Origin of the sequence: Pseudomonas sp. DY-1 (assembly GCF_003626975.1) — a bacterium.
Classification (GTDB): Bacteria; Pseudomonadota; Gammaproteobacteria; order Pseudomonadales; family Pseudomonadaceae; genus Metapseudomonas.
On sequence record NZ_CP032616.1, the window covers coordinates 3,202,301 to 3,221,890 of the forward strand.

At 61.9% G+C, this 19,590-nt stretch carries 16 protein-coding genes; 4 read left to right on the top strand and 12 right to left on the bottom strand.

Annotated features, from left to right (window positions below):
* Window positions 1-154 precede the first annotated feature (154 nt).
* Entirely contained in the window at window positions 155-880 is a 726-nt protein-coding gene (gene pgeF, locus D6Z43_RS15115; protein WP_120652974.1) for a peptidoglycan editing factor PgeF, read from the bottom strand.
* Entirely contained in the window at window positions 877-1,851 is a 975-nt protein-coding gene (gene rluD, locus D6Z43_RS15120; protein ID WP_120652975.1) for a 23S rRNA pseudouridine(1911/1915/1917) synthase RluD, read from the bottom strand. Before rluD ends, pgeF begins: the two co-directional genes overlap by 4 nt.
* A gap of 147 nt (window positions 1,852-1,998) precedes the next feature.
* Between rluD and D6Z43_RS15125 the strand changes: the two genes are divergently transcribed.
* Window positions 1,999-3,018, top strand: a complete 1,020-nt coding sequence (locus D6Z43_RS15125; protein ID WP_120652976.1) for an outer membrane protein assembly factor BamD — start codon at window positions 1,999-2,001, stop codon at window positions 3,016-3,018.
* A 61-nt stretch (window positions 3,019-3,079) separates the two neighbouring features.
* Here D6Z43_RS15125 and D6Z43_RS15130 read toward each other — a convergent pair whose 3' ends face one another.
* Window positions 3,080-4,711: an NAD+ synthase gene (locus D6Z43_RS15130; protein WP_120652977.1), complete on the bottom strand. Its 1,632-nt coding sequence runs from the start codon at window positions 4,709-4,711 to the stop codon at window positions 3,080-3,082.
* 172 nt (window positions 4,712-4,883) lie between these two features.
* Between D6Z43_RS15130 and D6Z43_RS15135 the strand changes: the two genes are divergently transcribed.
* The 3 genes from D6Z43_RS15135 to D6Z43_RS15145 are packed head-to-tail and all read left to right on the top strand — an operon-like array spanning window position 4,884 to window position 8,051.
* Window positions 4,884-5,120 carry a PP0621 family protein gene (locus tag D6Z43_RS15135; protein WP_120652978.1) on the top strand — a complete coding sequence of 79 codons (237 nt, stop codon included), beginning with the start codon at window positions 4,884-4,886 and terminating at the stop codon, window positions 5,118-5,120.
* Window positions 5,110-6,711, top strand: a complete 1,602-nt coding sequence (locus tag D6Z43_RS15140; protein ID WP_120652979.1) for a PAS domain-containing sensor histidine kinase — start codon at window positions 5,110-5,112, stop codon at window positions 6,709-6,711. The genes D6Z43_RS15135 and D6Z43_RS15140 overlap by 11 nt, the downstream gene beginning before the upstream one ends.
* 2 nt (window positions 6,712-6,713) lie before the next feature.
* Window positions 6,714-8,051 carry a sigma-54 dependent transcriptional regulator gene (locus tag D6Z43_RS15145; protein ID WP_120652980.1) on the top strand — a complete coding sequence of 446 codons (1,338 nt, stop codon included), beginning with the start codon at window positions 6,714-6,716 and terminating at the stop codon, window positions 8,049-8,051.
* Between the two features lie 65 nt (window positions 8,052-8,116).
* Here D6Z43_RS15145 and D6Z43_RS15150 read toward each other — a convergent pair whose 3' ends face one another.
* The 9 genes from D6Z43_RS15150 to D6Z43_RS15190 form a co-directional block, all read right to left on the bottom strand.
* Window positions 8,117-8,533 (bottom strand): type IV pilin protein, encoded by a 417-nt coding sequence (locus D6Z43_RS15150; RefSeq protein ID WP_120652981.1) that lies wholly within the window; start codon window positions 8,531-8,533, stop codon window positions 8,117-8,119.
* Window positions 8,530-11,955, bottom strand: a complete 3,426-nt coding sequence (locus D6Z43_RS15155; protein ID WP_162945839.1) for a pilus assembly protein — start codon at window positions 11,953-11,955, stop codon at window positions 8,530-8,532. Before D6Z43_RS15155 ends, D6Z43_RS15150 begins: the two co-directional genes overlap by 4 nt.
* A 16-nt stretch (window positions 11,956-11,971) precedes the next feature.
* The gene (locus D6Z43_RS15160) at window positions 11,972-12,484 is read right to left on the bottom strand and encodes a PilX N-terminal domain-containing pilus assembly protein (RefSeq protein ID WP_120652983.1); all 513 of its coding nucleotides are present in this window, start codon (window positions 12,482-12,484) and stop codon (window positions 11,972-11,974) included.
* A 16-nt stretch (window positions 12,485-12,500) separates the two neighbouring features.
* A complete protein-coding gene (locus D6Z43_RS15165; RefSeq protein ID WP_120652984.1) occupies window positions 12,501-13,532 on the bottom strand; it encodes a PilW family protein in 1,032 nt (343 codons plus the stop codon).
* Window positions 13,533-13,542: 10 nt separating this feature from the next.
* The gene (gene pilV, locus D6Z43_RS15170; RefSeq protein WP_218569221.1) at window positions 13,543-13,980 is read right to left on the bottom strand and encodes a type IV pilus modification protein PilV; all 438 of its coding nucleotides are present in this window, start codon (window positions 13,978-13,980) and stop codon (window positions 13,543-13,545) included.
* Complete coding sequence (locus D6Z43_RS15175) at window positions 13,977-14,444, bottom strand: GspH/FimT family protein (RefSeq protein ID WP_120652986.1); 468 nt, start codon at window positions 14,442-14,444, stop codon at window positions 13,977-13,979. Before D6Z43_RS15175 ends, pilV begins: the two co-directional genes overlap by 4 nt.
* A gap of 273 nt (window positions 14,445-14,717) precedes the next feature.
* Window positions 14,718-15,809 carry a glycine oxidase ThiO gene (gene thiO, locus D6Z43_RS15180; protein WP_120652987.1) on the bottom strand — a complete coding sequence of 364 codons (1,092 nt, stop codon included), beginning with the start codon at window positions 15,807-15,809 and terminating at the stop codon, window positions 14,718-14,720.
* Window positions 15,810-16,007: 198 nt separating this feature from the next.
* A complete protein-coding gene (locus D6Z43_RS15185; RefSeq protein WP_120652988.1) occupies window positions 16,008-16,499 on the bottom strand; it encodes a GspH/FimT family pseudopilin in 492 nt (163 codons plus the stop codon).
* A gap of 41 nt (window positions 16,500-16,540) precedes the next feature.
* Window positions 16,541-19,567 carry a pilus assembly protein gene (locus tag D6Z43_RS15190; protein ID WP_120652989.1) on the bottom strand — a complete coding sequence of 1,009 codons (3,027 nt, stop codon included), beginning with the start codon at window positions 19,565-19,567 and terminating at the stop codon, window positions 16,541-16,543.
* Between the last annotated feature and the right edge of the window lie 23 nt (window positions 19,568-19,590).

Genomic DNA, 19,590 nt, shown 5'->3' on the forward strand with positions numbered 1-19,590 from the left:
ACGAAAACCCGCCGGGATGAAGCTTAGATAGGGACGATTCTGTGTGATTCAACCTTTGTGCGATTGACCGGAATCAAGAGACGTTGCGGCGGGCTTCCAGACTGGAGGGAAATTGCCCGTAATACGATTCGCTCCGGCCAGGGCGCGAAATCTGTCAGTCGGTCAGCCAGACCAGGCTGGCGAAACGGCCGGTGCGAGAGGCGCGACGATAGGAATAGAAGCGGGGATCACTGACGGTGCAAAAGCCTCCGCCATAAACGGCATGCACGCCCCGCGCGGCCAAGCGAATGCGCGCAAGTTGGTAGATATCGGCCATGAACTTGCCAGCATTGGCACTGGGCCGGAAGGCCTGTCCAGCCTCCTGATGGTTAGCCACGAAAGCTTCACGCACTTCGGGGCCGACTTCGAATGCAGCGGGGCCAATGGCCGGGCCTAGCCAGACCAGCACCTCTTCAGGCGACAAGGCCAGCGCATCCAGGGTGGCCTCCAGCACACCGTTGGCCAGTCCACGCCAGCCGGCATGGGCAGCGGCAACCTTGGTACCGGCGCGATCGCAAAACAGCGCGGGCAGGCAGTCTGCGGTCAAAACAGCGCTGGCAACGCCCGGCTCGTCGGTCCAGCTGCCGTCCGCTTCGTCCACTCGGGCCGGGTCGGCCCTGGAAACCTGAACGCCATGCACCTGGCTAAGCCATGCAGGACGGCAGCCCAGGCTGGACATCAATAGAAGACGGTTCTGTTCCACGGCCTGCGGATCATCGCCGACATGGCTGCCGAGGTTCAGGCCTTCATACGGCGACTGGCTGAATCCGTCCTCGCGAGTGGTGACGCACGCGTTCACCCGCGCCGAGGCGGGCCAGTCAGGCGTCAGCCAGGTGTTCATTGCTCGAAGGACTCGCGATCCTGGCGCAGGAGGCTCAGCAGCCAGACGAAGTCGTCAGGCAACGGGGACTCCCACTTCATGCGCACGCCGCTCACAGGGTGGTCCAGTTCGAGGAACCGCGCATGCAGAGCCTGGCGCGGAAACTCCTTGAGGGTCTGGACCAGCGTCGGACTCGCGGCTGGAGGAATGCGGAAGCGACCGCCGTAGACCGGATCACCCACCAGCGGGAAGTTCACATAAGCCATGTGCACACGAATCTGGTGGGTACGGCCGGTTTCCAGCTTCACGCGTGTGTGCGTATGGGAACGGAAGCGCTCCAGCACCCGGTAATGGCTGACGGCGGGCTTGCCCCCGGCGACGACGGCCATGCGCTGACGCTGCTGGCCATGACGGCCGATAGGCGCATCTACCTTGCCACCGGAAGTGATCACCCCGACCACTACAGCCTCGTACACGCGACTCACGCTACGCGCCTGCAGCTGTGCGACCAGGCTGGTATGAGCCTCGAGGGTCTTGGCGACCACCATCAGACCGGTGGTGTCCTTGTCCAGGCGATGGACGATGCCGGCACGCGGCACGTTCTCGAGCCCCGGCACATGGTGCAGCAGGGCGTTGAGCAGTGTGCCATCGGCATGCCCAGCAGCTGGATGCACCACCAGTCCGGCGGGCTTGTCCAGCACCAGCAGGTGATCGTCCTCGAAGACGATATCCAGCTCGATGTCCTGGGCTATCCACTCGCCCTGCGACTCCTGCTCGGCATTCAGCTCCAGCAGAGCGCCGCCGTGCACGATGTCGCGCGGACGCAGCACGCTGCCGTCAACGGTGAGGAGCCCGTCCTTGATCCAGCCGGAAAGGCGGGAGCGGGAGTGCTCGGAAAAGAGTTGCGCAGCGATCTGGTCGAGACGTTGCCCGCCCAGTTCGGAAGGCACTTCGGCGCTGAGTTGAATGACGTGCTTGGTATTGGAAGGCATGCTCGGGAACGGAGGGGGCGCAGCCTTTGGTTTCAGTTGCGCGCTTGTGGTTAAATACTGCGTCTTTGTCCCGGGGGTTCCGGGGCGCCCATCATAACAGGACGGCTCCAGCCAAGACAGCCAGCCGTCACAGGGACGCAAGCCGCCATGCAAGTGAAACACCTGCTGCTGATCGCCACTCTCGCCCTCACCGCCGCCTGTTCCTCCAACAAAGAAGTGGTGGACGAGAACCTGAGCGAAGCCGAGCTGTATCAGCAGGCCCAGGCCGATCTGGACAACAGCAGCTACACCCCCGCCATCGCCAAGCTCAAGGCCCTCGAATCCCGCTATCCGTTCGGCCGCTATGCCGAACAGGCCCAGCTCGAGCTGATCTACGCCTATTACAAGAACGTCGAGCCGGAGGCCGCCAAGTCCGCTGCGGAGCGTTTCATCCGCCTGCACCCGCAACATCCGAACGCCGACTACGCCTACTACCTGAAAGGTCTGGCGTCCTTCGAGCAAGACCGCGGCCTGCTGGCGCGCTTCCTCCCGCTGGACATGACCAAGCGTGACCCGGGTGCCGCCCGCGACTCCTACAACGAGTTCGCGCAACTCACCAGCCGCTACCCGAACAGCCGTTATGCCCCGGATGCCAAGCAGCGCATGATCTACCTGCGCAACCTGCTGGCCGCCTACGAAATCCACGTTGCCGACTACTACCTGACCCGTCAGGCCTATGTCGCCGCTGCCAACCGCGGCCGCTACGTAGTGGAAAACTTCCAGGAAACCCCCGCTGTCGGCGACGGTCTGGCTGTGATGGTTGAGGCTTACCAACGCCTGGGCCTGAACGACCTGGCTGCTTCCAGCCTGGAAACCCTGAAACTGAACTACCCGGAGCACCCGCAACTGGTAGACGGGCAGTTCGTGGCTCGCGAAGAAGAAGCCGACAACCGCTCCTGGCTGGCCAAGGCTACCTTGGGCCTGATCGAGAGCGACGCGCCGCTGCCCCCGGGCGAAACCCGCGCTGCCCAGGATGTGATCAAGCAGTACGAAAACGCCAAGGAAGAAATTCCGGCAGAACTGCTGCCGGAGAATCAGGATGAAGTGCAGGAAGAAGAGCACGAGTCCGAAGCCAACCAGAACGACCGTTCCTGGTTCAGCTACATGACTTTCGGCTTGTTCGATTGAGCAACGCCATATGCAATGAAGAAGGGAGGCCAATGGCCTCCCTTCTTCGTTTTAGTCTGCATCAGTCTCCCAGCCGCCATCCGGAAGTAACCGGATAACGCCGATCCCTGCCGAATCCCCGCTGGGTCACCCGGATGCCGATCGCTGCCTGGCGCCGCTTGTGCTCGTTACGATCCACCATACCCAGCACCCGATTCACCGTATCCTCGTCGAATCCCTCGGCAATGATGGCGTTGGCTGACAGGTCGTGCTCAATGTAGAGCTTGAGAATCTCGTCCAGCACTGGGTAGGGCGGTAGCGAATCCTCATCCTGCTGCCCGGGTGCCAGTTCCGCAGACGGCGGCCTTTCGATCACCCGCGGCGGAATCACCGGCCCAAGACTATTGCGGTACTCGGCAAGACGGAACACCAAGGTCTTGGGCACATCCTTTAGCACATCGAAGCCGCCAGCCATGTCGCCATACAAAGTCGCGTAGCCCACGGCCAGTTCGCTCTTGTTGCCAGTGGTCAGAACCAGGCTGCCCTTCTTGTTGGAAATTGCCATCAGGATCGAGCCGCGACAGCGTGCCTGCAGGTTTTCCTCGCTGGCATCGCGCGAATGACCATCGAACACCGGCGCGAGAATCTGCTGGAAAGCATCCAGGGCCGGGGCGATGGGGAGTACGCGATAGGCCACGCCGAGTAGACGCGCCTCGGTCTCGGCATCCTCCAGACTGATCTGCGACGTGTAGTGGTAGGGCATCATCACCGCTTCCACTCGTTCGGCGCCCAAGGCATCCACGGCCACCGCGAGGGTCAGAGCCGAGTCGATACCACCGGAAAGCCCCAGCACCACGCCCTTGAAGCCATTTTTTTGCACATAGTCGCGAACCCCCACCACCAGCGCCTGGTAAACGCTCGCTTCCACGTCGGGCAGCTCGGCGCAGTGGGTCAGGCGCGGCAGCCAGCGCCCTTCCAGCAGCTGCAGATCCACCGGATACAGGCCTTCGACGAAGGCCGGCGCGCGTTGGCAAATCATCCCGCTGGCGTCCATGACACAGCTTCCACCGTCGAACACCAGCTCATCCTGGCCGCCGACCTGGTTCACGTAGATCACCGGCATCTCGCCCTCGGCAACCCGTTCGGCCAGTACTTCCTCACGCTCCAGTTGCTTGTCCAGATGGAAGGGCGAAGCGTTCAAGCTGAGCATCAGCTTCGCCCCGGCAGTGCGGGCCTGGGCCATGGGCTCGGGGAACCAGATGTCCTCGCAGATCGACAGCGCCACCGGCACACCCTTGATATCCACTATGCAAGGCTGTTGCCCGGGCTCGAAATAGCGCTTCTCGTCAAACACTCGGTAGTTGGGCAGACATTGCTTGTAGTAGCTAGCCAGCAGCTGGCCATCGGCAATCACCGCGCAAGCGTTGTAGCGCAGCTCTTCTTCCAACCAGGGATACCCCACAACCAGGTAGATGCCACGAACCTCGTCGCGCAACTGCCGAAGCCCCTGCTCGATACGCCGCTGCATGCTGGAGCGCAGCAAAAGGTCTTCCGGCGGATATCCGCACAGGGACAACTCGGGGAAGACGATGACATCCGCTTCCCAGGCCCCACGCGCCGCGTTCGCTTCCTCGATCATCCGCTCGACATTGCCCTGGACATCACCGACTCGGAGATTGAGCTGGGCCATCACGATTCGCAGGCTCTGGCGCATGGCCGCCTCCCGGGCGTTGATCAAGACACCGAATACGTATCAACGCCAACATACTCCGCAGCGCCTGTAGCGAAAACCACGCAAGTCGCGACAGCGTGCGACCGGTCTCTGTGCGCGGACAACCGGCTTGGCTAAACTGCCAGCTTTCCATCAAGAAGAGAGCACCTTCGGCATGTTTCGCCTGCTGTTCTGGATAGTCGTGATCTTCGCCGCCATCTGGCTGTGGCGCCGCTTCAAGACCCCTTCGAAGCCCCGCCCCGAGCCGCGCCAGCAGGACGACAACAAGCCCATGGTCCGCTGCGCACAATGCGGCGTGCACGTCCCCCGTAGCCACGCCCTGTCCCAGGACAATCGCTGGTATTGCAGCCGGGCCCACCTGGAACAGGACCAGAGCCCTGGTGAGCGCTGATACCCTCCCCGCCCCGACAGCACTCAGCGCCCAAGGGCGGCGCATCTTCCGCCTCTACAGCCTGTATCGGCTGTTGATTGGTGTAGCACTGGTCGTACTGATCTCCAGCGAACTGGACGACAGCCTCCTGGACCTGGCGCGACCGGAGCTGTTCCGCAATGCCAGCTGGTTCTACCTGATCCTCAATACCCTGATCGCCGCGCTGGTGCCTCGCCCCCGCAGCATGGTGCAGGTCTTCAGCCTGGCCGTGGTGGACGTAATGCTGTTGTCCTGCCTGTTCTTCGCGGCAGGCGGCACGCCCAGCGGCATCGCCAACCTCATGGTGGTTTCGGTCGCCATCTCCAACATCCTGCTGCGCGGGCGCATCGGCCTGCTGGTAGCGGCCGTGGCGGCGATCGGGCTGATCTACCTGACCTTCTACCTCAGCATCAGCCACCCGCAGGCCTCCAGTCAGTTCGTCCAGGCCGGCGGCTTCGGCGCGCTGTGCTTCGCCGCGGCACTGTTCATCCAGGGGCTGAGCCGGCGCCTGCAACTCAGCGAAACCCTCGCGGAGCAGCGCGCGGCCGACGTGGCCAACCTGGAAGCACTTAACGCTCAGATTCTGGAACGCATGCGCACTGGCATCCTGGTGCTCGACCCGGGCAATCAGATCCTGCTCGCCAACAACGGTGCGCAAACCCTGCTGGGCAAGGAAAACCTGAAAGGCCGCGCGCTGGACAGCCAATGCCGTGAGCTGCTGGCCAGCCTTCAGCACTGGCTGGCCAACCCCACCCTGCGGCCACAGAGCCTCCAGGCCTTCGCCAATGGCCCTACCCTGCAACCCAGCTTCGTTCACTTGCAGCGTGGCAATCAGCTAAACACCCTGGTTTTTCTCGAAGACATCTCGCAAATCGCCCAGCAGGCCCAGCAGCTGAAACTCGCCTCCCTCGGTCGCCTGACTGCAGGCATCGCCCACGAGATCCGCAACCCCCTGGGCGCCATCAGCCACGCAGCGCAACTCCTGCAGGAGTCGGAAGAGCTCCAGGGCCCCGATCGGCGGCTGGCGCACATTATCCAGGACCATTCGCGGCGCATGAACCTGGTGATCGAGAACGTGCTCCAACTGTCCCGACGCCGCCAGTCGGAGCCGCAGTTGCTGGACCTGAAGTACTGGCTCACCCGATTCGCCAGCGAGTTCCGCAGCTCCTCCAGCCCCAACCAGACCCTGCACCTGTCTACCCTCGGCAGTACGTTGCAGACCCGCATGGACCCCCAACAGTTGACCCAGGTGCTGACCAACCTGGTGCAGAACGGCCTGCGCTACAGCGCCAAGAAAAACGCCCAGGGCCAGGTCTGGCTCAAGCTGTTCCGTGATGCCGAAAGCGACCTGCCCATACTTGAAGTGGAGGACGATGGGGACGGCGTCCCGCCCGAGCAGGTGCACAATATCTTCGAGCCCTTCTTCACCACTGAAAGCAAGGGCACCGGCCTTGGCCTGTACATCTCCCGCGAGCTCTGCGAGAGCAACCAGGCCCGCCTCGACTACAAACCGCGCGAACAAGGCGGCAGCTGCTTCCGCATCACGTTCGCCCACCCGCGCAAACTGAGCTGACCATGACCCGACAGAGAGCCCTGATCGTCGACGACGAGCCCGATATCCGCGAACTGCTGGAGATCACCCTCGGGCGGATGAAGCTCGACACCCGCAGCGCCCGCAACCTCAAGGAAGCCCGCGATTGGCTCGCGCGCGAGCCCTTCGACCTGTGCCTGACCGACATGCGCCTGCCCGACGGCACCGGTCTGGAACTGGTGCAGTACATCCAGCAGCGCCACCCCATGGTTCCGGTGGCGATGATCACCGCCTACGGCAGCCTCGACACCGCGGTGAACGCCCTCAAGGCCGGCGCCTTCGACTTCCTCACCAAACCGGTAGACCTTGGCCGGCTGCGCGAACTGGTCAACACCGCCTTGCGCCTGAGCGCCCCGGAAGACGGTGAGCAACCGGTGGACGGTCGTTTGCTGGGCACCTCGCCGCCCATGAGCGCCCTGCGCAAGCAGATCCAGAAGCTCGCCCGCAGCCAGGCACCGGTGTACATCAGCGGTGAGTCGGGCAGCGGCAAGGAACTGGTGGCGCGGCTGATCCATGAGGAGGGGCCGCGCATCGACCGTCCCTTCGTACCGGTCAACTGCGGCGCCATCCCGTCCGAGCTGATGGAAAGCGAATTCTTCGGCCATAAGAAGGGCAGCTTCACCGGTGCGGTGGAAGACAAGCAGGGCCTGTTCCAGGCAGCGAATGGCGGCACCCTCTTCCTCGACGAGGTAGCCGACCTGCCACTGGCGATGCAGGTCAAACTGCTGCGCGCCATCCAGGAAAAAGCCGTGCGCGCCGTGGGGGGGCAGCAGGAAGTAGTCGTGGACGTGCGCATCCTCAGCGCCACCCACAGGGACCTCGCCGCGGAAGTCGCCGCAGGCCGATTCCGCCAGGATCTCTACTACCGCCTCAATGTGATTGAACTCAGCGTGCCGCCACTGCGCGAGCGCCGGGAAGACATCCCGCTGCTGGCCGAAAGCATGCTCAAGCGCCTGGCCCAGCAGAGCGGCCTACCCGCCGCGAGCCTCGCTCCGGAGGCCCTGGACAAGCTCAAGTGCTATCGCTTTCCCGGTAACGTCCGCGAATTGGAGAACATGCTCGAGCGTGCCTACACGCTCTGCGAAGACGACCAGATCCAGGCACGCGACCTGCGCCTGGCCGACGCCACCGGCCCAGCCGAGGGGGGCGAGGCCAGCCTGGCACAGATCGACAACCTGGAAGACTACCTGGAAGACATCGAGCGCAAGCTGATCATGCAGGCACTCGAAGAAACCCGCTGGAACCGCACGGCGGCGGCGCAACGCCTGGGCCTGACGTTCCGCTCCATGCGCTATCGCCTGAAGAAGCTGGGCATCGACTGATGCCCAGCGCCGCCACTCCAGGCGAGCATGTCGTCAAGTAACTCGTCCGGGAAGGCGGTACTCCACTACCAGCACTGGGCCGCCGTGCGAGTGGCATTGGCCAGCGTACGCTCGCCGGTGTGGCTGATCTGGAAGTCGCCGCACGGATCGTTCGCCATACTGCCGGTACGGGTAGCCCGCAACTGGTAAGTGGTAGCTGTCGTTGCGCCTTGGGCGGCGATGGTGTAGTTGGCCGCCCCCGAAGCCGGCGCCTGGGAGGCGAAGCTATCGGCAAAATTGCCTTCGGCGTCCAGGTAGGAGCCGTGGGTGGAGTAATAGCGCTCCAGCGCCTGTGCACCCTCCATCAAGGCAGCCTTCACCTCAGCCCGCTTGCCCCGCCGCACATGCTCTGTGTAGTTGGGATAAGCGATCGCGGCGAGGATGCCGATCACCACTACCACGATCATCAGCTCAATCAGGGTGAACGCCTTGCTGCTTCTCATCGAATCTGGTTCCAAGACTGACGGCCTTCGAGAACATTGATGGTATTGGCGGCCGGAATGCAGTCATTCACCCCGGTACCGCGGCAAAGCCAGTACTTCTGCGGATCGATCAGGTCGAACGAGCCGGTGGGAATGCTACCGGACGAGCCAATGCCGGACGGTGGAAGCTTGCGGTCACCAACAGTCACCATGTCCGCTTCGGTGAACTTGCCATCCTTGTTCAAGTCCAGCAGGACATAATTGAGCCGCCCGCCAGTAGCCATATCGAGCACCATTGTCCAGCCGGAGCCACCGGCCAAGCAGGGGTCAGAAGAGGGAATGGCAGTTTCGACGACCAGACGATTGAGCAGGATGCGCGGAGCGAAAATAACCCGCTCGCCCTGGGCGCCTTTGATCGGAGAAGTCAGTTCGAGATACCAGCCACGCTTGTTGCTCCAGTCAATTGCGGTGGCCGGTGCGTCGAGTACCCGCACATCCCGATCGAAGGCTTCCCCCTCGAACAGGATTGAGCGCTGGTCAAGGTTCGAACGGCCAATGAAAGCGGTTGAGGCGCCGGTGCTCGTCAGCTTGTCCCAGATGCCGTAGAAGCTCTGTTTGGACGTGTCGACCACATCACTAGCGGTGTAGAGCCGGCCGGTGCCGAAGTAGACGACGACGCCCTGCGACACGCCATCCGGGTGGTAGGCGATTTCCGGCTTGACGGTGATCGGTTGGCGCGCGCCAGCGGTATCTGTAGCAACGTACAGCGGCTGTGGTTTGTTGCCTGAGCTCAGGTTGACTTCGAAATCGCCAACACCGGAACCATTGCCCTTGAGGTTGAACTTCCACAGGTTTCCGCTCAGGTCGCCGGCATACACATCCTTCACGTAGATGTTGCCCGAGCTGTCAGTGGCGTATACGAAGGATGGGCTGGACAGGCCGCCCGTCGCCTTGCCCGCGCGAACTTTGTTCACGGCGCCGGTCGCCAGATCGACGATGAACAACACCGAGTCATCATTGGTGCTGCCGTAGCCATTACCGAAGATCGCCGCCCAGCTGCCGTCCTTCATGCGCCCGACCAACGGCTCGCCGAAGTTGTAGCCCAGATCGGCATCATCCTTGATCTCCCACAACACCTTGCTGGCGCTGAAGCCCGTGCCGGAGGCGTCTGTGACGTCCAGGGCAAAGACGCTTTTCCCTCCGGCCCCGAGGCTGCCCAGAAGCACGGTACGCCACGCACCATTCAGACGGGCATCGCGAATGTGCAGCTTTCCGTCCACGAAGTAGCGGTGCTTGTAGTCGCTATTAGCCAGGAGTTTGGCATTACCCAAGACGCCGTTGGGCATGTAGGCGAACAACTCATTGCCATTGTTGGCGTTGAAGGCGTGCAGGAAGCCATCGTTAGCGCCGACGAACAGCACCGGTGGCTTGCTCGACTTGGCTGCGACGAACTCGGCGTAGGTCTGGTCGCCGCTTGCTACGGGTACTCGCCCATGGAAGCCCCAGTCCTGCTTGTTGGCCAACACCAGGGTGGAGTTGACGACATCGCCGAGCAGGGTCGAGCGTTTGCGGAACTTCCTGCCGGCCGGCGCCTCGTTCGTCCGGCTGCCCATCAGGTAGTTGAACAGCGCCTCATCATCGTTGAAATACACCTTGAGTTCTGCGCCAAGGCTGCTCCAGTTCAAAGCCAGGCCATGGTTGGTGCCCGCCGCACCATCGTGAGTGAACAGACTTCGCGAGCTGAGCCCCAGTTTCTGCCCCGCCTCCCAGACTTCCTCGAAAACGATGCCGGCGCTGGTCTGCATGGGCTTTTTCGCGAGCAATTTTCCGGACCAGTCCGAGCTGGTATAGAAGGCCTCGTAGACCAGGGTGTTGCTGTCTAGACGACGGGCATTGGGCACGGCCGAGGTGTTCGACCCGGTACGATCGCTGATCGACGCGAGAGTCTCACCCAAGGCGCTGGCGAACTGCTGCGGGTCCTGGGCGCTGAAGAAACCTCCCCGACCATTCATCGCCGCGTGCAGCAGGTCATCCAGCTTCGCCGGCTCGCTGCTGGTCGGGCTTGGCCAAGTCACCGATGCACCATTCTTGACAGCGGCGAATGCAGTCTGCGGGTCGACGGTCCCGCTCATGCCCAGTCCGACCCCGAAGGTCACCATGTGCTGCCAGAACGCGGGGTCGGCCGAATCGGTCGGCACACGGTTGTCCAGGGCGTTATGCAGGTCGCGACTCCAGTAGTACATGGCGACGTCCGCCAGGGTGTTCTCCGAGCTGTCGCTGAACGGCGCTTTGGGCACATAGCGATAGCTCCGCCCATCCGGCCCGCTGATGGTCGGGCCGTTACTGTTATCAACGTTGGCGCGCGCGCCCTCCTTGGAGGCGGCGTCACCGTTCCAGTAGCCGTCCGTGGTCAGGATCGTGTAGCTCTGGCGGCAGGCATACTCCTTGCCCCCGGTCTGGCCCGGAGTCGAACTCCAGGGCCCCGACTCGTCCTTGCGCGAGTAATACTCGCCTGCATCACCTAGCGCCTTGCGCAGGGGGGTACCTCCCGAGGCGCTGGCAGCGAACAGCCAGTCATAAAACTCGGAGCGCCCGGTTCCCTCAAATCGACGCACGCCGCGCGCCAGGGTATCGGTCAGGTTGATTGCACCGTAGCCAACCCGAATATCCCCGGGCAGCGCGGAAAACGCCTGGCTGACCCCTGCCTTGGCCGACATGATGCGAGTCCGATAGTAGGAGAACCAGTTGGCGAAGTTCTGCTGCTCGGAGGTGCCTACGCTACGCTCGGCATAGCAGGCATCCTGGCGGGGGTTGCTTGCACAGCTGCCCCCTCCAACATATTCGTAATAGAAAGCGGCACCTGCGCCACTCTCCGCCCCCACGGCAAAACCGTTGTAGTACTCGACGTTGCTGCAACGCCTGTTCAAGCACTCGTAGCTATTGGGCGAGAAGTAGTCATCCATGATCGCCATGTAGTCGTTGCCGAGGTTGACCGTCTGCCCCCCCGTATAACCATCCACGAATGCGGCTGCGAAGGTTGCATTGGCATAGCGTTGGCCGTCGCTCTTGACTGGCGGCAGGTACTGTACGGCCGGGTTGTAGTAGGACTTGTTCAGGTGGCTGGAAGCCAGGTAGCGATGACTCGCCTTCGAGCAGAAATGCAGGTTCTTGCCGGCATAGCTGCCCCGCCCCGTGCACTCCCGCCGCTCGTACCATTCGCCCGTGCGCTCCAGATACGCGGGCTTGAGCTCATCGGGGAGGAAGCCCCAGCGCATCGAGCCGGAATCATCCAGGATAAACATGAGGTTGGGCTCGACCTGACCACCCAGGTTCAACGGAACCTGCCCGGGTACAAATGCTGCCAGGGCACTATGGCTGACCATAAAAGTCAGCAGGCCGGCCACCAGTGCCCGTACCGCAAACGCATATTTCGAGCGGATCATCCGTGTCTTCCTTCGATCAGTTCTGGCTGCGGATGGCAATGGCCACGGTGGAGCGCAGGTGCACTTCGGCATCCCCGCCGGCATAACCGGTGGCCTCGACGTTGAACAGATAGGTCCGGCTCAGGCAGTCGAACGCCCGGTTCTCGGCAATCGAACCGTCGGTTTCGCAGACGAAGCTGGTCGCGCCACCCGACGCTCCGTAAAAGTTGCGAACCTGACAGACCGGCTGCCGCGGTTTGTTGTGAAGTTCGGCGGGAGGGGTCCATTGCGTAGCCGTCACCGTCGGGCAATCGGCCTTCGCCAGGAACAACTGGGTAGGATCGACGCTGGCTTCCACCTGCTGTCGCACATAGGCCTCGCCCACCCGCAAGGCGCTCTCGGCTGCCTGGAACGCCACGTTGTAGTCCCGCGCGCCGCCGGCCATACGCTCCTGCAGGGTGCTGCCGGACATCGCCGTAACCCCCAACACGGTTAGTGCCAGGAGTGCGATCAGGCAAACCAGCAGCACTGCTCCTTTTTGCTTTTGCATGCTTATCCTTGCCTCATCAGTCGACCCGATTGCGCAGGGCCACAACTGTGCTGAATACCTGGCGCAGGCGCCCATCCGCCGCCACTGCCGCCCCCCCGAACTGGACAGCCTGGTCCAGCGCTCCCACCACTCGCTCATTGCTGACCAGCAGCAGATCGATCTTCACCGTGCGGACATCATCCCAACGGTTCGCCGCTTCCACCTCGGCCGGGCTCAGGTAGGTCTGCACACCAACACTGTTATTCACCGCCACGCCGAAACTGGTGCGCAGCGACTCCACACCCTCCACGACCTCGTTGGTCTGCGGTGGAACCTGCGCCGCATCGCGGACAAACAATGCACGGATAGGCTGCCCGTTTGCCGTGACGCGGCCGGTATCCGCCACGTAAAAGGTCCTGTAGGCGAAGCCCACTACTCGCGCAGGGCTGTTGAATGCGATATCCGAGAATTTGAAGCCGCCGCATTTGGCGTTCTTGTCATTGGTGCTCGCGGCATGAGTCAGTGTCACCTGGCCTGAACCCGACGAGTTCGGCTTGTTGGTGATGCGGATGACTACCGCCTTCTCCATGTCTTGCACCATCACCGCATGGTCCTGCTGCATGCTTGGGCAATAGGCCGTAACCTTGAGATTCGCATTGAGTGACGGTTTGAGCAGTTCACCCGCGGTCAGAAAGGACTCGCAGCCATCGTTGGCGAAGATCGCCACCTGGTCAGTGCCTACCGCCCCAAGCTCGTCGGTTGCCGTGATGCGCCGGCCCCATATGGGGCGATTCATGGCACTCCATCCACCTGGGTCTCCGTTGGCGGCGACCACGCAGATGTCCTCCTCATCAAGCCGAGCCCCCACCCCAACGCCCGCAGTGCGCAGTTCGGCAGCCAGGTATTGCAGGGCGAAGCGCCCGTTTTCCTGCAGGTTTCCCGCGACCCCCCGGAGAAGGAAGGTGTTCTTGTTGCTGATGAAGACCTGGAGAACCGCCAGACTGATGACCAAGCCAATCGCCATGGCCACCATCAGCTCCACCAGGCTCAAGCCGCGTTGCTTGTGCATGAGCACCCCGTCAAATCTGCGTGACGAAGGAGAATTGCTGGGCGGCGCTACCCCCCACCCGCTCCTCGTTCCATTGAACGATTACCGTGAAGCGGCCACCGTTCTGCACGACACCGCCATTCCCCTCTGGTAGTTGCCTGGCAAGGTTGGCGCGCCATTCCGCCAGGTCCCGCTGGAAAGGCAGGCAGGTTTCCTTCGCCGGATCACAGGCCAAGGCGGCACCGACCGCCAGGTTGTAGAACCCTGCCTGCGCATCGCCTCGCGCGGCGCGCATGCGATCAGCCATCTCATAGGCCAGGAAGGTCGCATGGGAGCGCACGGACGCTAGCTGGTTGGCCTTAAGCGCGGTGAGCTGCATGGCTGCCAGACCCATTACTCCGATGGAGAAAAGGAGCACCGCGACCAGGACTTCGATGAGGGAGGCTCCCCGCTGGTACGACACCCTCATTTGCAGCTTCCCCTCTTCAGAGAAATCGAACCGGACAGTTCAATGGAAACACTGCGATTGAAGGTGGCGCAGCCCAGCGACGTATCCTTTGCCGTCAGGGTAAGCGCCATCTTCGCCGCGCTTACCAGCCGGCCCTGCGAGTCGAAGAGGATGTTTTGCAGCCCTGTCGGGGTGACCGCCAATGCGTTCAGGGGAGGGAAACGGCGCAACTCCAAGCTGTCCCGCTCGCGCAACAACTGCCAGCTACCATCGGTTGCCAGCGGCCCCTTCAGCCTGATGGTCTGCGCTCCCTGGACTGCTTCGCGGCGCGCATAGTTGAGCATGCCGGAGAACGCATCAAGTTCTGCCGCTGCCTGGCTCTCGCGAAGTAATTGGGAGAAGTTCGGTGCTGCCAATCCGATCAATACTGCGAGCACGACAAGCGTGACCAGCAGTTCGATCAACGTAAATCCTCGCTGCGACATTCCCTGCCCTCAAAGGATGGTGCAAACCTGAGCGGGCAGACACCCGCGCGACGGAGTTTCCTACCCCGACCTTGCCGACCTTCCATGACGAGCGGTCGATAATTAACGACCGGCGGCAATTTACGCGCGAATAGTAGCTGATTGGTACTACCGTTTTAAATCACGTTTTATGAACTGCGAGCTTGCCCACAAGATTGACCGGGACGGTGCAGCAGAACGGGCCACCGGGCCTGGCCTGGTAATCACGCACTGTCCCTAACGCCAAGGCGTCCGTCAGCCCACGCGCCCCTCTGGCGCATAGGGCTGCGGGTCGATAATCGGCTCGCGGCCAAGCATCAGATCCATCAGCAGTCGGCAGGATGCTGGGGCCAGCACCAGCCCGTTACGGTAATGGCCGCAGTTCAGCCACAGACCGTCCGCGCCTGGCACAGGGCCGATGAAGGGAATGCCTTCAGGCGAGCTGGGACGTAATCCCGCCCAATGTCCTACCACCTCGGAATTGGCCAGTTCCGGCAACAGCTCGAAAGCGGATGCCTTGAGGCTCTCCAGGGCTTCGTCGGTAGGGGTCTTGTCGAAACCGGCATGTTCCAGGGTGCTGCCCACCAGGATATGGCCATCCCGGCGCGGGATCGCATAACGCCCTTTCGCCAACACCATCGCCGGCAAGAAATCTTCGGCACACTTGAAGAGGATCATCTGCCCCTTCACCGGTTCCACCGGAAGCGCCAGCCCCAGGCGGGCGAGCAGTTCGCCACTCCAGGCGCCAGCCGCGAGCACCACACGATCGGCCAGGATCTCACCTTCGACCGTATTCACCCCAACTACGCGTGCTCCATCGCGGATAAAGCTCTGCACTTCGCACGACTCATGCAGCGTCACGTTCGGCATACGCAGCAGTGCCTCACGCAGGGCACGCGTTAGCCGCGGATTTCGCACGTTAGCCACGCCGGCCATATGGATAGCGTGCCGGAAACCCGGCCCTAGCGGCGGCACGGCGGCGTGTACTTGGGCAATATCCACCGACGTCAGGGGTCGCCCTTCGCGAGCGGCCCAAGCCAGGGCCTCCGCTTCGTCGTCCAGGTCCAGCCAGTACAGGCCCGTCTCTTGAACTTCGGGGTCTATACCGGTTTCAGCGAACAAGCGCTGGCCGAACTGCGGGTAGTAGTCCTGGGACCAATGCGCCAGAGCCGTTACAGCCGAGGAATAGCGCCAGGGATAGAGTGGCGAAACGATTCCGCCACCGGCCCAAGAGGATTCGCGACCGCAGGGGCCTTTATCCAGCAGACAGACTTCCAGTCCATCCTTCGCCAACAGGTATGCAGACAGCAACCCGATAGCTCCTCCTCCAACCAGCAAAACCCGCATGGAACCTCCAGAACAACAGAATTACCTGGCGTGACGCGGGCACTAGCAAACCAGAAGCCTGCCTCGCACAAACGACGTACGAACAATATGGGCACAGCAACAGAGAATGCTGGCCGAGCCCGCAACCGGGAGGGGCATTCTATGGCAGTGGCGTCCGCAGGTGTGCGTCCGCTTGCTAGATCGGCGACGCAGCGTCGCTCAAGGGCATTCGCCTGTTGTGGTCTTGGACACCGAGGGCCGTCCAGTGAGGCTGAGCGAGACAAGACGCTCCTGTTCGCCCTCATCTGGCGAGGCACGACATACCTTCAATACGGCGCTCGCCGAGGCGGTGCCGGTCGGTTGGAAGGCAATGCTGTGCACGCTGGAGGAGATCACGAAACCGCTCGGTGCAGCCGGGTGGCTCTGCACTACCGTGCCGTCGGAACCGCGCACTATCCAGCCCTGTTGCCAGCCACCCGAAGAGGCGCAGGTCGAACCGTTTGCCGATGCGCAAAGGGTCACCGGTTGGTTGCGCTTGATCGCCTCGCTTCTTGCCAGTGTGGCGCCAGCGACCAGATCATTGGCCTGGCTCCGCAGCTTGCTGCCCAGGGTCACGCCAGTGAAAGACGGAATCGCAATACCGAGCAGCACCGCCAAGACCGCCAGTGTGACCATCAGCTCAATCAGGGTGAAGCCGACGGAGCCGCGCATCCCAGCGGCTCTGCCGTCATCCAGTCCCAAAGCTAAACGACTCATTCTCTGTCGATGCTCCAGTAAACCCGGCCCTTGGGTTGTGTCACAGAGGAGAACTCGGGATCTGGCTCGAAGCACTCGAGGGTGCAGACGAACGGCAATTCCGTACCATCATCCAGCCTAACTTTGCCCGCCACTGGAGAAGGTGAAAGCCCGCCTCCGTCGAGAACGACGAACCGGTCGCCATCGAGGCCAGAAGCATCCTTATAGGCGATGTTGTAAGCCCGGTTGGTGCCCAGACCGGAACAGGCATTCGGATCCGGCGGGGTCGGTTGATGGGTATTGAAGACGATTCGGCCGAAAACCGTCACTGCCGAAGTCACTACCTGTTCGGAGGCCTCCAGGCCAAGGTACCAGCCCTTGGGCTTGGCATTCAGTTGCTCCTGGGTCGGAGTGGAATCGCCGGATATCGCCAGCAGGGAATCTAGACAGATGAAGTCTTCCCCGTCATCCGAACAGGTGTCATCAGTGCTAAGCCAGTCCGATTCGGTAGGCCTATCCTTGAAATTGAAGAAGTAATTGGTAACCCCCGCGGTTGCAGTGAAGGTGCTCAACGGCTTCTCCCGGTCGCCGGAGCCAATCTGGAGCAGATAGCCATCACTGGCAACCACCACCTCAGGGGCGAACATGAATTTCCGGTTGCTAGAGCAACTTTCCTCATCCGCACAGCCGAACGAAGCAATCCGGGTGATATCCCAATCGTCCGGCTCGTCATTGCCGATGGTTATGCGGTAGACATTGCCTCCGACATCGGCGGCATAGGCATATTTCGCCAATCCCGAACTGTCGGGCACTACAGTGATATCTCCGACCACACCACGCTTGGTATCCAGTACCGCCAGCACGGCTCCGGTATTGGCATCCAGCACGTAGATCTTGTTGCCCTTGCTGGAGGCGGTACAGGAGTGATTGACCGTGCCGTTATCGGTATCCTCGCAGTTGTCATAACCCCCGCCCATAATAAGCATCGGCGAGTTGCCGGCCCCATAACCCGCAGCCTTCAATACCACTGCCGAGGACCAGGTCTGCCCAATGCCGCTCATCTGGCTGGAGCAGCCATCATCATTCGCAAGGTTCGGGCAGCCAACCTTCCATTTCAGCGAGGGGCTGGCCGGGGTTGTGACATCGAATGCATAGAGGGCCCGCCCACCACGCCGCATGCCGGCATAGATAAAGGTCTTCTCCGTAGTGTCGACGCTGCCGCGGAAGGCCGTGATGGGGCCATCGATACCATAGCTCTTCGGCTGGCCGCCGGTACTGCCCTGGAAGCTGATGGTCGGGGACTCCGCGCGCAACCGACCCAGCTTGCCGTAGAACTCGGGCGGGACGAAGGACCACAGCTCGCCACCCGCTGCAACGGAGCCAATGCTATCGGCGCGATTTCCGTTGATCGCCCGGAATACACCATCGTTGCCTCCATAGAAAACCACGACCCGAGGCGAACCGGTGGTGCCGTAGTCAATTGCCACCGGGCGCGAATGCACCACGTCACCATGGGCGGACTGACGCTTTTCGGCGGTGGTGACCGAATCCTGATCCTCGTTATTCACGTCCAGGCCGCGCGCCCAGTTGATCAGATTGCTCCGCTCGGAATCGGCGACGCCCAGCAGGGACGAGGTGATGTCCGGGTTGGTGCTGTCAAAGCTGGTGAGTTGGTTACAGGAGGCGAAAGACGGATTGCAGGTGTAGACCGTCCGGTTGGCATCGCTGCGCAGCAGGTAACCCTGTCCGCCCTTCTCGACCACGTTGCCGTCCGGCGTATTCGAGATGTCGGAATTGGCCACCGTCAGGCAGGCGCCCTGCGGCTTGTTCTGCCAGTAGGTATCGAGGCTCGTGGGCGTCCAGAAGCTACGGGCGCACTCAGTGATGAAGTTGGTCGAAGTGTTGATCGCCGTGTTTCCGGCGGCGTCCTGCAGTCGCAGGGCACCATTGCTGAGGCCCAGCTTGTATTGCTTGAGATTGCCGGCCCAGCGTGGTCCCAGGTTCTCATCGGGGCGGAACATCCCGATGAAGACCTGGTTCAGATAGGTCCCCTGGGTGTTCACGCTCACCGGCAAGCTAACCGAGGCGAAGGCACTGTTCACCGACTGGATCTCTGAAAGAGCTGTCTTCAGCGCATCGGCAATTTCGCTACCACTGCTGGTCACGTTGAAGTACTTGCCACCGCTGACGCTCGCCATACTCTTGAGCAGCGCCGTCCAGCCTGGCCCCTGGCCAGTGGTCACCTTGTTGACGTCGATTGTGTAGGTAACGATGCCGTGCTCACTGGACTTCATGAAGCGCGCCCACTCATCCGCCACATTGTCCTGCGAACCACTGGGCGAAATGGGAATGGTGGTCGTCCTGCCCCCGGCCGCGGCCAAGGCTGACGTGCCGGCAGTAATGTCGGCGTTGTTGTCCTGGGCCGCCCCATTACTGATATAGATGATGAAGTTCTTGGCACATCCCGAGGCTATCGGCGTGTTGTATACCGTCGCATCCTTTGCGGCCAGGGCATTGCCGGCCAGGGCATAGACCGCGTTCGACGCTGTGGTACCCAAGGCGTTGCCGGTGTAATCCGTCTTCTTCTTGCCATTGCCCGCGTGGGGCGCTCCGGCGGAGAAGTACTGGTAGGCCTCCCACATGGCCAGGCCTACCTTGCCGCCATTCGACTTGTCGTCTGTGATATGCAGGCTTTGCACGAGCTGCTGGTACTTGGTTTTGTTGCTGCTATCCAGCAAGCGAATGGCGGCGCGCACATAAGCACCATCCGTGTTGGAGTTGCCCTGCCCGGTTTCGGTGAACATCATCAGTCCAAGGCGAAACTTGTTGGCATCCAGGCCACCCAGCACGGTACTCAGCGCAGCCATTTCATTAGTGAAGGCGTTGTTCCAGTTCGCGGTGTTGTCCAACACAATCAGTACATTCGGCACATCGTTGTCGCTGGGTGTAGTACCCACGAACAGGTCAATGTCCTCCGCCTGGACGGGCAAGCAGAACGACAGGGCCGACGCCGCCAAAACTCCTTTCAAGAACCCCGTTCTCATACCGCTCTCCTGAAACAACATTC

Coding starts and splice junctions, on each gene's coding strand:
- pgeF (WP_120652974.1), bottom strand. CDS start 880: ATGAACACCTGGCTGACGCCTGACTGGCCCGCCTCGGCGCGGGTGAAC.
- rluD (WP_120652975.1), bottom strand. CDS start 1,851: ATGCCTTCCAATACCAAGCACGTCATTCAACTCAGCGCCGAAGTGCCT.
- D6Z43_RS15125 (WP_120652976.1), top strand. CDS start 1,999: ATGCAAGTGAAACACCTGCTGCTGATCGCCACTCTCGCCCTCACCGCC.
- D6Z43_RS15130 (WP_120652977.1), bottom strand. CDS start 4,711: ATGCGCCAGAGCCTGCGAATCGTGATGGCCCAGCTCAATCTCCGAGTC.
- D6Z43_RS15135 (WP_120652978.1), top strand. CDS start 4,884: ATGTTTCGCCTGCTGTTCTGGATAGTCGTGATCTTCGCCGCCATCTGG.
- D6Z43_RS15145 (WP_120652980.1), top strand. CDS start 6,714: ATGACCCGACAGAGAGCCCTGATCGTCGACGACGAGCCCGATATCCGC.
- D6Z43_RS15150 (WP_120652981.1), bottom strand. CDS start 8,533: ATGAGAAGCAGCAAGGCGTTCACCCTGATTGAGCTGATGATCGTGGTA.
- D6Z43_RS15155 (WP_162945839.1), bottom strand. CDS start 11,955: ATGATCCGCTCGAAATATGCGTTTGCGGTACGGGCACTGGTGGCCGGC.
- D6Z43_RS15160 (WP_120652983.1), bottom strand. CDS start 12,484: ATGCAAAAGCAAAAAGGAGCAGTGCTGCTGGTTTGCCTGATCGCACTC.
- D6Z43_RS15165 (WP_120652984.1), bottom strand. CDS start 13,532: ATGCACAAGCAACGCGGCTTGAGCCTGGTGGAGCTGATGGTGGCCATG.
- pilV (WP_218569221.1), bottom strand. CDS start 13,980: ATGAGGGTGTCGTACCAGCGGGGAGCCTCCCTCATCGAAGTCCTGGTC.
- D6Z43_RS15175 (WP_120652986.1), bottom strand. CDS start 14,444: ATGTCGCAGCGAGGATTTACGTTGATCGAACTGCTGGTCACGCTTGTC.
- thiO (WP_120652987.1), bottom strand. CDS start 15,809: ATGCGGGTTTTGCTGGTTGGAGGAGGAGCTATCGGGTTGCTGTCTGCA.
- D6Z43_RS15185 (WP_120652988.1), bottom strand. CDS start 16,499: ATGCGCGGCTCCGTCGGCTTCACCCTGATTGAGCTGATGGTCACACTG.
- D6Z43_RS15190 (WP_120652989.1), bottom strand. CDS start 19,567: ATGAGAACGGGGTTCTTGAAAGGAGTTTTGGCGGCGTCGGCCCTGTCG.